Annotated in this window: 14 protein-coding genes; 6 read left to right on the top strand and 8 right to left on the bottom strand. The window is 63.8% G+C overall.

Annotated elements, in window-relative coordinates:
• Positions 1 to 36: 36 nt before the first annotated feature.
• Both doeA and doeB read left to right on the top strand, forming a co-directional pair.
• A complete protein-coding gene (gene doeA / locus LB520_RS24705) occupies positions 37 to 1,215 on the top strand; it encodes an ectoine hydrolase DoeA (RefSeq protein ID WP_224639692.1) in 1,179 nt (392 codons plus the stop codon).
• 4 nt (positions 1,216 to 1,219) lie between these two features.
• Positions 1,220 to 2,224, top strand: a complete 1,005-nt coding sequence (gene doeB / locus LB520_RS24700) for a N(2)-acetyl-L-2,4-diaminobutanoate deacetylase DoeB (protein WP_224639691.1) — start codon at positions 1,220 to 1,222, stop codon at positions 2,222 to 2,224.
• A 15-nt stretch (positions 2,225 to 2,239) separates the two neighbouring features.
• Here doeB and LB520_RS24695 read toward each other — a convergent pair whose 3' ends face one another.
• From LB520_RS24695 to cyoA, 7 genes are read right to left on the bottom strand one after another with little or no spacing between them, the layout of a single operon-like run.
• Positions 2,240 to 2,773 (bottom strand): response regulator transcription factor, encoded by a 534-nt coding sequence (locus LB520_RS24695; protein WP_210199992.1) that lies wholly within the window; start codon positions 2,771 to 2,773, stop codon positions 2,240 to 2,242.
• On the bottom strand, positions 2,763 to 4,109 hold the full coding sequence (locus tag LB520_RS24690; protein ID WP_224639690.1) for an ATP-binding protein: 1,347 nt from the start codon (positions 4,107 to 4,109) through the stop codon (positions 2,763 to 2,765). The genes LB520_RS24695 and LB520_RS24690 overlap by 11 nt, the downstream gene beginning before the upstream one ends.
• Complete coding sequence (locus tag LB520_RS24685; RefSeq protein ID WP_411969941.1) at positions 4,109 to 4,915, bottom strand: SURF1 family protein; 807 nt, start codon at positions 4,913 to 4,915, stop codon at positions 4,109 to 4,111. The genes LB520_RS24690 and LB520_RS24685 overlap by 1 nt, the downstream gene beginning before the upstream one ends.
• Positions 4,912 to 5,286 (bottom strand): cytochrome o ubiquinol oxidase subunit IV, encoded by a 375-nt coding sequence (gene cyoD / locus LB520_RS24680; protein ID WP_095765853.1) that lies wholly within the window; start codon positions 5,284 to 5,286, stop codon positions 4,912 to 4,914. Before cyoD ends, LB520_RS24685 begins: the two co-directional genes overlap by 4 nt.
• Entirely contained in the window at positions 5,283 to 5,909 is a 627-nt protein-coding gene (gene cyoC / locus LB520_RS24675) for a cytochrome o ubiquinol oxidase subunit III (RefSeq protein WP_095765854.1), read from the bottom strand. Before cyoC ends, cyoD begins: the two co-directional genes overlap by 4 nt.
• 9 nt (positions 5,910 to 5,918) lie before the next feature.
• A complete protein-coding gene (cyoB, locus tag LB520_RS24670; protein ID WP_224639689.1) occupies positions 5,919 to 7,916 on the bottom strand; it encodes a cytochrome o ubiquinol oxidase subunit I in 1,998 nt (665 codons plus the stop codon).
• A 10-nt stretch (positions 7,917 to 7,926) separates the two neighbouring features.
• A complete protein-coding gene (gene cyoA / locus LB520_RS24665; protein ID WP_224639688.1) occupies positions 7,927 to 9,108 on the bottom strand; it encodes a ubiquinol oxidase subunit II in 1,182 nt (393 codons plus the stop codon).
• A gap of 223 nt (positions 9,109 to 9,331) precedes the next feature.
• Here cyoA and LB520_RS24660 point away from each other — a divergent pair, with 223 nt between their 5' ends.
• Complete coding sequence (locus LB520_RS24660; protein WP_095765857.1) at positions 9,332 to 10,642, top strand: MFS transporter; 1,311 nt, start codon at positions 9,332 to 9,334, stop codon at positions 10,640 to 10,642.
• A gap of 127 nt (positions 10,643 to 10,769) precedes the next feature.
• On the opposite strand, the gene LB520_RS24655 is transcribed toward LB520_RS24660, so the two are convergent.
• Entirely contained in the window at positions 10,770 to 11,789 is a 1,020-nt protein-coding gene (locus LB520_RS24655; protein ID WP_224639687.1) for an NAD-dependent epimerase, read from the bottom strand.
• Positions 11,790 to 12,142: 353 nt separating this feature from the next.
• Here LB520_RS24655 and LB520_RS24650 point away from each other — a divergent pair, with 353 nt between their 5' ends.
• The 3 genes from LB520_RS24650 to LB520_RS24640 all read left to right on the top strand — a co-directional run bounded on the left by LB520_RS24650 (position 12,143) and on the right by LB520_RS24640 (position 14,036).
• Entirely contained in the window at positions 12,143 to 12,583 is a 441-nt protein-coding gene (locus LB520_RS24650) for a hypothetical protein (protein WP_140844035.1), read from the top strand.
• Between the two features lie 43 nt (positions 12,584 to 12,626).
• Positions 12,627 to 13,196, top strand: coding sequence for a hypothetical protein (locus LB520_RS24645; RefSeq protein WP_224627355.1), 570 nt, complete (start codon positions 12,627 to 12,629; stop codon positions 13,194 to 13,196).
• A gap of 93 nt (positions 13,197 to 13,289) precedes the next feature.
• Positions 13,290 to 14,036, top strand: a complete 747-nt coding sequence (locus LB520_RS24640) for a pseudouridine synthase (protein WP_411969943.1) — start codon at positions 13,290 to 13,292, stop codon at positions 14,034 to 14,036.
• Positions 14,037 to 14,060: the final 24 nt, after the last annotated feature.

Below are 14,060 nucleotides of genomic sequence, written 5' to 3'. Positions count from 1 at the left end.
TGCTGGCCGCCAGGCCCAACAAACGAGGACAACAAAATGCAGCCAAATTTGAAATTCTCGCGCGGCGAATATGCGGAGCGCCTCGCCAAGACACGAAAAGCCATGGAGGCTAAAGGCGTCGATCTGCTGATCGTCAGCGATCCTTCCAACATGGCCTGGCTGACGGGCTATGATGGCTGGTCATTCTATGTGCATCAGGCCGTCATCGTGCCGCCTTCCGGCGAGCCGGTCTGGTACGGCCGCGGCCAGGACGCCAACGGCGCCAAGCGCACCGCCTATCTCGCGCATGACAACATCATCGGCTACGCCGACCATTATGTGCAGTCGACCGAGCGGCATCCGATGGATTACCTCGCCGGCGTGCTGGCCGAGCGCGGCTGGGACAAGCTCAGCATCGGCGTCGAGATGGACAATTACTGGTTTTCGGCCGCTGCCTTCGCGGCGTTGCAGAAGCACCTGCCCAATGCCCGCTTCGCCGACGCCACAGCGCTGGTGAACTGGCAGCGCGCCGTGAAAAGCCCGACCGAGATCGAGTATATGCGCAACGCCGCCCGTATCGTCGAGGCGATGCACCAGCGGATCGTCGACAAAATAGAGGTCGGCATGCGCAAATGCGATCTGGTCGCCGAGATCTACGATGCCGGCACGCGCGGCGTCGCCGGCATCGGCGGCGACTATCCGGCGATCGTGCCGCTCTTGCCGTCGGGAGCGGACGCCTCGGCGCCGCATCTCACCTGGGACGACAAGCCGATGAAGGTGAATGAAGGCACGTTCTTCGAGATCGCCGGCTGCTACAATCGCTATCATTGTCCGCTGTCGCGTACCGTGTTTCTCGGCAAGCCGACCCAGGCCTTCCTGGACGCCGAGAAGGCGACGCTGGAAGGCATGGAAGCCGGCCTCGCGGCCGCCAAGCCCGGCAACACCTGCGAGGATATCGCCAATGCCTTCTTCGCCGTGTTGAAGAAATACGGCATCGTCAAGGACAACCGCACCGGCTACCCGATCGGCATCTCCTATCCGCCGGACTGGGGTGAGCGCACCATGAGCCTGCGCCCCGGCGACCGCACCGAGCTCAAGCCCGGCATGACCTTCCATTTCATGACCGGCCTGTGGCTGGAGACGATGGGGCTGGAGATCACCGAGTCGATCCTGATCACCGACACCGGCGTCGAGTGCCTGGCCAACGTGCCGCGCAAGCTGTTCGTGAAGGACTGAGCCGATGTCCGCTTTGCGTCCCTCGCCGATCACGCCGACCGTCGACTTCGAGCGCGACGGCGTCCAGCATGGCTTTCTGCGCCTGCCCTACAGCCGCGACGATTCCGCCTGGGGATCGGTGATGATCCCGGTCTGTGTGATGCGCAACGGCAAGGGCTCGACGGCGCTGCTCACCGGCGGCAATCACGGCGACGAATATGAGGGGCCATTGGCGCTCTACGAACTCGCCCGCACGCTCGATCCGAAAAATGTCGCCGGCACGGTTATCATCGTGCCGGCGATGAACTATCCGGCCTTCCGGGCCGGCACGCGCACCTCGCCGATCGACAAGGGCAACATGAACCGCTCTTTCCCCGGGCGCCCGGACGGCACGGTGACGGAGAAGATCGCCGACTATTTCCAGCGCGAGCTGCTGCCGCGCGCGGACATCGTCTTCGACTTCCATTCCGGCGGCAAGACGCTGGACTTCGTGCCGTTCTGCGCCGCGCATGCGCTGCCGGACAAGGCGCAGGAGAAGAAGGCCTTCGCCGCCGTCGAGGCTTTCTCGGCGCCGTTCTCGATGCGCATGACCGAGATCGACGCGGTCGGTATGTATGACACGGCGGCAGAGGAGATGGGCAAGGTCTTTGTCACTACCGAGCTCGGCGGCGGCGGAACCTCGCGCGCCGAGACCGTGCGGATCGCCCGGCGCGGCATCCTCAACGTGCTCCGCCACGCCGGCATCGTCGATGGTGCGGTCGAGAAGGGCAGAACTCAGTGGCTGGACATGCCTTCCGGCGATTGCTTCGCCTTCGCGGAGGATGACGGCATGATCGAGACGGTGGTCGACCTCGGCGAGCCTGTGAAGGACGGCCAGGTGGTCGCGCGCATCCATCCGGTCGGGCGCACCGGGCAGGCGCCGCAGGAGATCAGGGCCAGGATGTCGGGACTGCTCGCCGCGCGTCATTTCCCGGGCCTGGTCAAGGCGGGCGACTGCGTCTCGGTGCTGGCCGTGGCCGTTCGCGAATAATCTTGGTGCGGCGCCTTACTGCACCACGCGCTTCTCGAGCTTGCGGGCAAGCGTGCGCCGATGCAGGCCGAGCCGGCGCGCGGTTTCGGAGATGTTGAAGCCGGTCTCGACCAGCGTTTCGTGGATGCGCTCCCATTCGAGGTTCTTGATCGAGGTGGGGCGGCTGGTGAGCGGCACCGAAACGTCGCCCTCGGCGCGGCCGAAGGCGGCTTCGATGTCATCGGTGTTGGCGGGCTTGGCCAGATAATGGCCCGCGCCGAGCTTGATCGCCTCGACCGCCGTGGCGATGCTGGCAAATCCCGTCAGCACGACGATGCGCATCGACGGATTGCGGGCGCTGAGAAGCTTGACGCATTCGAGACCCGATCCCGATCCGAGCTTGAGATCGACGACGGCGTAGGCCGGGACGGCCGTTTCCAGCGCGACCAGCAGCGCCTCGCGGTCGTGGCAGACCACGACGTCGTAGTCGCGCTTTTCAAACGAGCGTTTAAGCGTGCGCGCAAAGGTCGCATCGTCCTCGACGACGAACAAGGATCGATCAGATTTCACGATCGTCTCCATAGGTCAGCGCCGCCAGCGGCAGCGAAAGGGTAACACGGGCGCCCTCGGCAATGTTGCGCGCCGAAACGTCGCCGCCGAGCTTGCGCACCACGTTGAACACCAGGAAGAGGCCCAGGCCGCCGCCCGGACGCCCCTTGCTCGACATATAGGGCTGGCCGAGCGTTGCCAGAATATCCTTGTCGAAACCCGGGCCGCGATCCTCGACGGAGAGCACCAGCTTCTCATCCTGCCGCTCGGCAGTGATGCCGACCCAATCGTGCGATGCTTCCTGCGCATTGTCGAGCACATTGAAGATCACTTGTTTCAGCGCCGTGTCGGACACGATCGGCTCGTCCGGCTCGAAACCATTGCCGTAGTCCAGCTTGATAGGCTGGCGGCTGACGCGCCATTCCTCGACGAGATCGTCGAGGAACCGGCGGATCGTAGTGCGGATGGTGCCCTCGCCCCGCGCCTGGCCGGAGGACATGAGAATGCCCGTGACGATGCCTTTGCAGCGCTCGATCTGCGCCTGCATCTCGGCCACGTCCTCGGAAAGCTCGCGGTTGCGCTTGACGCCGCGCATCTGGCGCCAGTCGGACAGGATGACCGATATTGTCGACAGCGGTGTGCCCAGTTCATGCGCGGCACCCGAGGCCAGCAGGCCCATGCGCACGATGTGATCTTCCTCGGCCGAACGCTGGCGCAGGTCGGCGAGATAGGCATCGCGTTCGCGCAGGTTGCGGTTGATGCGCGTCATGAAGATCACGATCAGGCCGGCCGCGAGCACGAAGCAGATGAACATGCCTCGCAGATGCAGCGCCAGGAGGTCGCTGCCGCCGTGATGCGGAAGTGCAATCGGCTGGAAGACGAAGATGAGGAAGACGAAGCAGGCCGAGGCCGCCACCACCAGGAGCCAGGTCGACCATGGCGCCAGCAGCGCAGCGCCGAGCGTGATCTGCAGCAGGTAAAGCGACACGAATGGATTCGAGGCGCCGCCGCTCAGGTAGAGCTGCGTCGTCAGCGCCGCCATGTCGAAAATCAGCGCGACGAAGAGCTGCGCGTTGGAGATCCGGCGGTTGCCGCGCAGGGCGAGCAGGCTGAAGATGTTGAGGCCGACCAGGAAAAGCACCACGCCCGCCATCTCGGTGAGCGGCAGCGGGATGGCGAACCAGTATTGCGTGACCAGGATTGTCAGCACCTGCCCCGCCACTGCCAGCCAGCGCAGCTGGATGAGCAGGAGCAGGTTCTTCCTGTTCGTGACGTCGGCGTCCGACGCGGCGCCTCCCTGCCGCGTTGGAAGAAGCGTCAGGAACGGCTTGTCGCGATGGGGCCACGCGATATTCATCACGCTGCATCCCAGTTCCGGCGGCCGGAGAAAACCTGTCTGGCAAGCGCCATCGCCAGCATCCCTGCAAGGGCAAACCAGGTCAAAGCATAGATGAGATGGCTGTTGCGGAAGGTGACGACGGTGAGCCCGCCGCGCGGCCAGCCAGCAGCGCCGGATGCCTCGGCATCGATGAAATAGGGCGCAACATCCGCCAGGCCGCGCGCCTTGGCGATTGCCGCGACGTCGCGCGAATACCAGCGATCGGCAGCCGGATCGTTTCTGCGCAGGAAACCGCCGCCGGGCTCGCTGATGCGCAGCAGCCCGTCAACCGTCGCCGGCGAGGCGAGCGCGGCATTCTCCCGCTCGAATTCCACCTTGCGTTCCTGCGGGATGAAGCCGCGGTTGACGAGGACCGTGAACCCGCGGTCGTCGCGCATCGGCGTCAGCACCCAATAGCCGCCGCCAAGCTCGGTCACCGCCTGCACCAGCGTGTTGGTGCCCCCGAGGAAATGCCCGGCCAGGCGCACATGGCGATATTCGTAGTCCGGCGCGCTGAACCCGCTCCAGTCTTGCGGACCGGGCGCATCGACGACGGAAGCATGGATGCGCTGGTCGACGCGGGCGATCAGGTCGAGCTTCCAGACCCGTCTTTCCAACTGCCAGACGCCGAGTCCGAGAAACATCAGAACGCCGAGAATCCCAAGCACCACAGCCAGGAATCGCGACGTAGAACCCTTCGAGGCCGCATGAGAGCCGGTCATGTCCTTTGCCTCGGCTCTGGTCCTCCCCGCGCGCCACACGCCCACGCCCGAAATGGGGCTCATGGCATCTCCCGCATCTCGTGGAGCCCGGGCATCATGTTGGCGTTGAGGTGGTACATCACCCAGAGCGAGCCGCTCAGCACGATGACGACGAGAACCACCGTGAAGATGAGCGCCAGCATCGACCATCCGCCTTCCGAGGCGGGGTTCATATGCAGGAAGAAGACCATGTGCACCACGATTTGTACCACCGCGAAGGCCATGATGATGATGGCCGCGGCCTGCTTGTTGTCCATGGCGCCGGTCATGACCATCCAGAACGGGATGGCGGTGAGGATCACTGACAGGACGAAGCCGATCAGGTAGCCCCTCAGCGAGCCGTGCGCGGCGCCGCCATGGGTACGGTCGCGATCGGCATGATCATGAGCGCTCATCTGAGCATCCCCATCAGATAGACAAAGGTGAAGACGCCGATCCAGACGACGTCGAGGAAGTGCCAGAACATCGAGAGGCACATCAGCCGGCGGCGGTTGGCCTCGATGAGGCCGTGTCGCGCGACCTGCACCATCAGCGTCACCATCCAGACGATGCCGAAGGTGACATGCAGGCCGTGCGTGCCGACCAGGGTGAAGAAGGACGACAGGAAGGCGCTGCGCTGCGGGGTCGCGCCTTCCTGGATCATGTGCGCGAATTCGGATAGCTCGATGGAGAGGAACGCCAGGCCGAACAGCATGGTCACCGCGAGCCAGGCCTGCGTCGCGCCGACACGGCCCTTGTCCATGGTCAGCATGGCAAAGCCATAGGTGATCGAGGACAAGAGCAGCATGGTGGTGTTGACCGCCACCAGACCGAGATCGAACAGATCCTTCGGCGCCGGACCCGCCGCGTAATTGCCGCCGAGCACGCCATAGGCCGCGAACAGCATGGCGAAGATCAGGCAGTCGCTCATCAGGTAGAGCCAGAAGCCGAGCATGGTGCTGCCGCCTTCGGCGTGCGCGTGCTCTTCTTCCAGGTGGAAGACCGGTTCCGCGACGGCCGTGATCGCGCTCGATGCCATGCTCAATTCCTAGCCCTGGGCGGCGAGGAGCGTCGTCCTCGCCTCTTCGGTTTGCGTGACCTCGGCAGCCGAGATGTCGAAGTCGCGGTGGTAGTTGAACGTGTGGCCGATCGCGGTTGCGATGAGGCAGACGAAGCTCAGCGCCGCCAGCCACCAGATGTACCAGATCAGGCCGAAGCCGAGCGCGACGCTGAACACCGCCAGGACGACGCCGGTGCCGGTGTTGCTCGGCATGTGGATCGGTTTGAATCCGGACAGCGGGCGCCGGTAGCCGGCCTTCTTCATGTCGAACCAGGCGTCGTTGTCGCGAATGACTGGCGTGAAGGCGAAATTGTAGGCCGGCGGCGGCGAGGAGGTCGACCATTCGAGGGTGCGGCCATCCCAGGGATCGCCGGTGTGATCGGCCAGCGCTTTGCGCTTGCGGATGGAGACGAAGATCTGGACCAGGAAGGCGGCGATGCCGCAGGCGATCAGCACCGCGCCGAAAGCGGCTATCACGAACCATATCTGCAGCGAGGGATCGTCGAAGACGCGCATGCGGCGGGTCACGCCCATCAGGCCGAGGATATAGAGCGGCATGAAGGCGAGCCAGAAGCCGAGCACCCAGCACCAGAACGAAACCTTGCCCCAGAACGGATCGAGCCTGAAGCCGAAGGCCTTGGGCCACCAATAGGCGATGCTGGCGAACAGGCCGAAGAGCACGCCGCCGATGATGACGTTATGGAAATGCGCGATCAGGAACAGGCTGTTGTGCAGCACGAAGTCGGCGGGCGGCACGGCAAGCAGCACGCCGGTCATGCCGCCAACGACGAAGGTGAGCATGAAGGCCACCGTCCACATCATCGGCAATTCGAAGCGGATGCGGCCGCGATACATGGTGAACAGCCAGTTGAATATCTTCGCCCCGGTCGGGATCGAGATGATCATCGTGGTGATGCCGAAGAAGGAATTGACGCTGGCGCCGGAGCCCATGGTGAAGAAGTGGTGCAGCCAGACGAGATAGGACAGGATGGTGATGACTATCGTGGCGTAGACCATCGAGGTGTAGCCGAACAGGCGCTTGCCGGAGAAGGTCGAGGTGACCTCGGAGAAGACGCCGAACAGCGGCAGGATAAGGATGTAGACCTCCGGGTGACCCCATATCCAGATGAGGTTCACATACATCATCGGATTGCCGCCGAAATCGTTGGTGAAGAAGTTGGTGCCGACATAGCGGTCGAGCGCAAGCAGCGTCAGCACCGCCGTCAGCACCGGGAAGGACGCGACGATCAGCACGTTGGTGCAGAGCGAGGTCCAGGTGAAGACGGGCATGCGCATCATGGTCATGCCTGGGGCGCGCATCTTGATGATGGTGCAGATCAGGTTGATGCCGGACAATGTCGTACCGACGCCGGCGACTTGCAGCGCCCAGATGTAGTAATCGACGCCGACGTCGGGACTGTAATTGATGCCGGAGAGCGGCGGATAGGCCAGCCAGCCGGTGCGGGCGAACTCGCCGACGAACAGCGAGGCCATGACCAGGATCGCGCCGCCGACCGTCATCCAGAAGCTGAAATTGTTGAGGAAAGGGAACGAGACGTCGCGCGCGCCGATCTGCAGCGGCACGACGAAGTTCATCAGCCCGGTGACGAAAGGCATCGCCACGAAGAAGATCATGATCACGCCATGGGCGGTGAAGATCTGGTCGTAGTGATGAGCGTTGAGGTAACCCTCGGAACCGTTGAAGGCGATGGCCTGCTGCAGGCGCATCATGATGGCGTCGGAGAAGCCGCGCAGCAGCATGACGAGGCCGAGCGCCATGTACATGATGCCGATCTTCTTGTGGTCGACGCTGGTGAACCACTCGCACCACAGATAACCCCAAAGCTTGAAATAGGTGACCGCGCCGAGCACCGCGAGGCCGCCCAACGCCACGACGATGAAGGTGACGACGACGATCGGCTCGTGCAGCGGCAGCGACTCCAGAGTGAGGCGGCCGAAGATGAATTTGGTCAGCGACTCAGGCATCCGCCATCCCTCACAATTCGAAGCGCAGCAGGCCGAGCGACGGGGTCCCGGCATCGGCGCGGCGGCTGCCGGCCCCTGGACTGAGCAGCCCTGCCCCGCGCAGCGGGGAAAGATCGCGCATTGGCCAGTATTTCGCGCCGGCATCGCGGGCCGAGCGCGAGGCGGCGGCTGCTTCCTCCGCCGTGCAGATGCTGGCGACATAGGACGGATCGTTGCCGAACACCGCGCCGCGCCGGGCAAGCTTGTCATATTGCAGCGGCAAGCTGTTGCGCACGCCGGCCAGCCCAAGGCCGCCCTTGGCGTCGATCGACATCATCTCGTTCATGCACATCTTGCCGCGCTCGACGCACAGATTGAGGATCGCGCCATAGAGGTCGGGATCGACGGAGGCATAGTGGCGGACCGGCTCGTTCTCGCTCGGACGCTCGAGCTCGAGATAGGTCTCGCGGCTGAGCGTAGCCTGCGCGCCTTTGGTCTGCGTCACCCACTCACCGAACGCCTGATCGGAGAGCCCGTGGAACGCAAAGCGCATGCCGGAGAAGCCGGCGCCGCTGTAGTTGGCCGAGAAGCCGGAATAGGTGCCCGGACGGTTGATGACCGCGTGCAGCTTCGTCTCCATGGCGGGCATGGCGTAGATCTGTCCGGCAAGGGCCGGAATGTAGAAGGAGTTCATCACCGTCGAGGAGGTGATGCGGAAATCGATCGGCTGGTTGACCGGCGCCGCCAGCTCGTTGACGGAGGCAATGCCGTAATCCGGATAGATGAAGAGCCATTTCCAATCCAGCGCGACGACGTCGACTCTAAGCGGCTTGTGGTTTTGGGTGACCGGCTGTCCTGGTTCGATCCGGTCGATGCGCCGGTAGGGATCGAGCAGATGGGAGCCGAGCCAGGTGAGCGCGCCGAGGCAGATGATGACGAGCAGGGGTGCCGCCCAGATCACCAGCTCCAGCTTGGTCGAATGGTCCCAGTCCGGCGTGTAGATCGCCGTGGTGCTGGATTGCCGGTAGCGCCAGGCGAACAGCACGGTCAGCGCCATGACCGGCAGGATGATGAGCAGCATCAGTAGGGTCGAGACGACGAGCAGGTCGCGCTGCTGCACTGCCACGTCGCCCGCGGGCGCCAGCACGACCAGGTCGCAGCCGCTCAGCAGCACGGCGAGCGGAAAAAGAAGCAAGGCTCCGGATCGTCTCATCAAACGCTGCCCTCGATGGCCCTGCAGCAGGATCTCTGCAGGTTGCGATGCGATATGGACCAACGGCTACTGCCGCAGGCACAGCGACGACATTGGACAATTTGTCCAATGCCCAGCCGGTATGGCTTTCGCGAAAGTGTGCACGCATAATTGGATGACGACAACATAGCGTCGGGACGACGACAATCGCGTTCCGAAGTTGAGTTTGGTGACAACGGAAACGATGGCTGAAACTTCGACTTCCGAAACGGACAGCAGGCTGATCGGCTCGCATCACGGCCAAGTCAGCGCTGGCGATATCGCGGTCGGCGTGATCATCGGCAGGACGTCGGAATTCTTCGATTTCTTCGTCTATGCGATCGCTTCCGTGATCGTGTTCCCCAAGCTTGTGTTCCCAACCCACGACCCGCTGGTCGGAACGCTCTACTCCTTCGCCATCTTCGCGCTGGCCTTCATCGCGCGCCCGTTCGGCACCGTGCTGTTCATGGCGATCGACCGCGCCTATGGCCGCGGCGCCAAGCTGACGATCGCGCTGTTCCTGCTCGGCACCTCGACGGTCGCCATGGCGTTCCTGCCCTCCTATGAGGACGTCGGCACGGTCGCCGCCTGGCTGCTGTCGCTCACCCGCTTCCTGCAGGGCCTTGCGCTCGGTGGGACATGGGACGGATTGCCCTCCCTCCTGGCGCTGAATGCGCCGCAGAACCGGCGCGGCATCTATGCAATGATCCCGCAACTCGGCGCGCCGATCGGGCTCATCGTGGCAAGCTCGCTGTTTGCCTTCTTCGTCGCCAACCTCTCGGCCGACGACTTCTTCGCCTGGGGCTGGCGCTATCCCTTCTTCGTCGCCTTCGCCATCAACGTCGTGGCGCTGTTTGCCAGGCTGCGCATCGTGGTCACGCCCGAATTCTCAAAACTCTACGAGAGCGGCGACCTGCAGCCGACGCGCATCAGGGAGATGGTCCGGACGGAAGGACGCAACGTCGTCGTCGGCGCCTTCGCGCCGCTGGCGAGCTTCGCCCTGTTCCATATGGTGACGGTGTTCCCGCTGTCCTGGGTGTTCCTGTTCACCAATGAGGGTCCGGAACGTTTCCTGGTCATCGAAGTGGTGAGCGCGCTGTTTGGCATCGCGGCGATCGTTGCATCGGGTCCGCTGGCCGACCGTGTCGGACGCCGCGCCCTGCTCGGCGGCGGCGCCGTCGCCATCGCAGCCTTCAGCGGCTTTGCCCCACAACTTCTCAACGGCGGCACCGTCGGCGAGACGGTGTTCATGGTGCTCGGCTTCATCCTGCTGGGCTTGAGCTTCGGGCAATCCTCAGGCGTCGTCGCATCGAGCTTCTCGCGCCAGCACCGCTATACCGGCTCGGCGGTGACATCGGACCTGGCCTGGATGTTCGGCGCCGGCTTCGCGCCGCTCGCGGCGCTGCTCCTGGCCGGCAATTTCGGCCTCATCGCCGCCGGCGCCTATCTGCTTTCGGGCGCCGCCTGCACGCTGATCGCGCTTTGGATCGACAGGCAGGCACGCCGGGCCGACTGAACGAGCGGCGAGCTCGGATAGTCGCCGCTCTATCCCTTTGTTTTTGAGGCAGTTCCAGACGGAAGGTTACGGCGAAGGCGCCGAACTCAACCGCTCACACTTTTCCTGGAATTGCTCTGACCTGCAATCAGACCTGGTAGAAATCCCGATACCATTGCACGAAGCGCGGGACGCCGATCTCGATCGGGATCCTGGGCTTGAAGCCGATCACCGCCTCGAGCGATGCGACGTCGGCATAAGTCGCAGGCACATCGCCCGGCTGCAGCGGCATCAGGTTGCGGATTGCCTTGCGCCCGAGAGCGTCTTCCAGAACGTCGATCAGCCGGCTGAGCTCGACAGGCGAGCTGTCGCCGATGTTATGGATCCTGAACGGCGCGGTGCTCGTCGCGGGGTCCGGTGCAGCGCTTGTCCAATCGGGATTGGGCGTCGCTGGATGCTGCATGACGCGGGCCACCCCCTCGACGATATCGTCGATGTAGGTGAAGTCCCGCTGCATGTTGCCATGGTTGAAGACATCGATCGGCTGACCGGCGAGGATGGCCTTGGTGAAGATGAACAAGGCCATGTCGGGCCGTCCCCACGGACCGTAGACGGTGAAGAAGCGCAGGCCCGTCGTCGGCAGCCCGAACAGATGGCTGTAGGTGTGGGCCATCAGCTCGTTTGCCTTCTTGCTGGCGGCATAGAGGCTGAGGGGATGGTCGGCGGAATCATGCACGGAGAACGGCATGCGCGTGCTGCCGCCATAGATCGAGCTTGACGATGCATAGACGAGATGGCCGACCGAGGCCTGCCGGCACCCTTCCAGGATGTTGAGGAAGCCGTTTAGATTGCTTTGCGCATAGACATGCGGATTGACCAGCGAGTAGCGGACGCCCGCCTGCGCGGCGAGGTTGACGACGATCTGCGGCGCGACCGACGCAAAGACCCCCGAGATGCCATCGCGGTCGGCGAGATCGACATGCTCGAAATGAAAGTCTGGAAACGCCTTCAGCCGCTCGAGCCGCGCCTGCTTCAAGGTGACGTCGTAATATTCGTTCATGGAATCGAGGCCGACAACATGCCGGCCTTCGGCAAGCAGCCTCTGGCAAAGGTGAAAACCTATGAAGCCGGCTGCGCCGGTGATCAGGATCGGCCTGCTTGACGTCAATGCATACCCCTAACGCTGCAGTCAGACCTTGCAGGCCATCGAGAACTTGCGCCTTTTATGGCAGGGCCGCAATGAATTCAACGATACGCTTTCTCTCGCCGTCGTCGCCGGCGTGAGGCCAGCGGCAAGATCGGCCGCCAGCCGGATGTCCGCGTTGCCAGAGCGCACGCAGCCGCCGCCGGGGTCCGACAGCGGAAAAGCGATCTCAAGCCAACGCTGATATGCGAGCGTGATCAGCGGTCGGGCACTTCCGTGCGGAATACGATTGCGCGTACACCCCGGATCGGGAATTTGGTTTTCTTGGTGATCCCTGTTGCTTGGGGCAAACTGCTGGCGGGCTGTCAGGAGGAGAAATGAGAGCACGCGCGGCGACGGTCGGAGACCTGGAAGATGTTTTCCGCGGCCTGTCCAAGCGAATGTCGGACGAATATGTGGCGGCCGGCAAGGACAGCAAAAGCGCCTATGACAATTTGATGATGAACCTGAAGGAAGGCCGGGCGCATGCGCTCGTGCAGGACGACAGGACGGTGGCGATCATCGCCTGGCATGAGCACGCGGACGCCGCCGACACGCTCTTTGCCGCGCGGGAGGATTTCTTCAACGCCACGACGGTCCGCTTCTGCAAGCGCCACATCCGCCATGTCCAGGCGCTGGCCGGCAACCTTCCCGTCCATTCGCGCAGCTGGCTGCACAGGCCCGACGTCGCGAAATGGTTCCGCGTGATCGGTTATGTCGACCGAGGGCGCGAGAACGGCGCCACCTTGTTCGAGCTGCCGTCGGCCGCCAATAGCTGACGGAAGCGAGGGCGATCCGTTACGGCGCCCCGAAAACGGGCGCTTGCGCGAAAATCCGATTGGAAAGATTGTACGCTCAGGCACCGGGCAACCCGGCACGCCGGATGGGGTATGGCTGCTGGAAATCGGGATGTTGCGCGTCTGCCTGGCCTTTGTCGCCATCGCTGCCCTGACGAGACCGTCAGGGGCGGAGCCGCGCGCGTCCCATCTTTTCGACCGACCCGGCCTCGCGGCGGCCTATTCGGGCCAATCCGATCTTATCACCGCATACACGACCGGCATGGCGCGTTACCGGCTTCAATATTCGGGCCCCGCGGCCCAAACCGGTTTAGCCGCGCCGCTCGAGCCTCGGCTGCTGCGGCCCGAATTCCAGCAGCGGACATGGCGTTCCTCGGATGGCAGCCTGCTGCAGGGCTTTGCCGGCAAGGGCGGTTTCCGGCTGACCACAGGCAACTGCGTGGCCCGCATCTGCATGGCCATCGAATGCAGCGACGCCGGCTGGCCGCTCTATGCCTGCAGCGACGGGCGCAAGCGCAAGATGTCGGTCAGCAACTTCGTGACGGCAACATTCGACGGCGTCTCCTATCGGCGGCTGAGCGCGCCGCAGGAGTGAAATTGGCGATCTGAACCGGGTAACACAGCCGCTTGCGCCCATCTCGCCAGGCGTGGCATCAGTTGCGCGTTTTTGAGACGTTCGAAGACAGAGATAGTGGCACGCCAACCCGACAGACGATCCATCGTCGCCAAAGTCAGTCTCGCCCGAGCGCTCTCCAAGCTTGGCTTCTGCTCGCGCACGCAGGCCGAGCGTCTCGTCGTCGAGGGCCGCGTGCAGGTCAACGGAAAGACAGTGCGCGATGCCTTGCTGCGCATCGATCCCGACCGCGACCGCATCACCGTCGACGGCGAGCGCGTCATTGCCGAGCGCAAGGTCTATCTGATGCTCAACAAACCGCGCGGGGTGGTCACCACCCGCGACGACCCGGAGGGCCGCGGAACCGTCTATGACTGCCTGGGAGGGCTTGACCTGCCGTTCGTGTCGCCCGTGGGCCGCCTCGACAAGGCGAGCGAAGGGCTGCTTTTGCTGAGCAACGACACGCGCTGGGCGAACGGCCTGCTCGACCCCGTCTCGCATATCGCCAAGACCTATCACGTGCAGATCGCGGCCGCGCCCGACAAAGAAATGCTGGAGCGTTTTCGTCAGGGCGCCGTCGTCGACGGCGAGTTGCTCACCGCAAGCTCGATCGCGCTGTTGCGCAGCGGCGGGCGGACAGCCTGGCTGGAGATCGTGCTTGACGAGGGACGCAACCGGCACATCCGCAGGCTACTCGCCGCTTTCGACATTGAGGTGCTGAGGCTGGTCAGGGTGGCGATCGGGCGGCTGCAGCTTGGCGAACTGGCCAAGGGCAAGGCTCGGCATTTGACGGCCGAGGAGCTGGCGATGGTCAGAGTCTAGCGAAACGCCTCAGCTTCGTCATCA

The organism is Mesorhizobium sp. CA12 (genome assembly GCF_020165255.1).
Taxonomy (GTDB): Bacteria; Pseudomonadota; Alphaproteobacteria; order Rhizobiales; family Rhizobiaceae; genus Mesorhizobium.
This window is presented reverse-complemented; position numbering and strand designations above follow the sequence as displayed.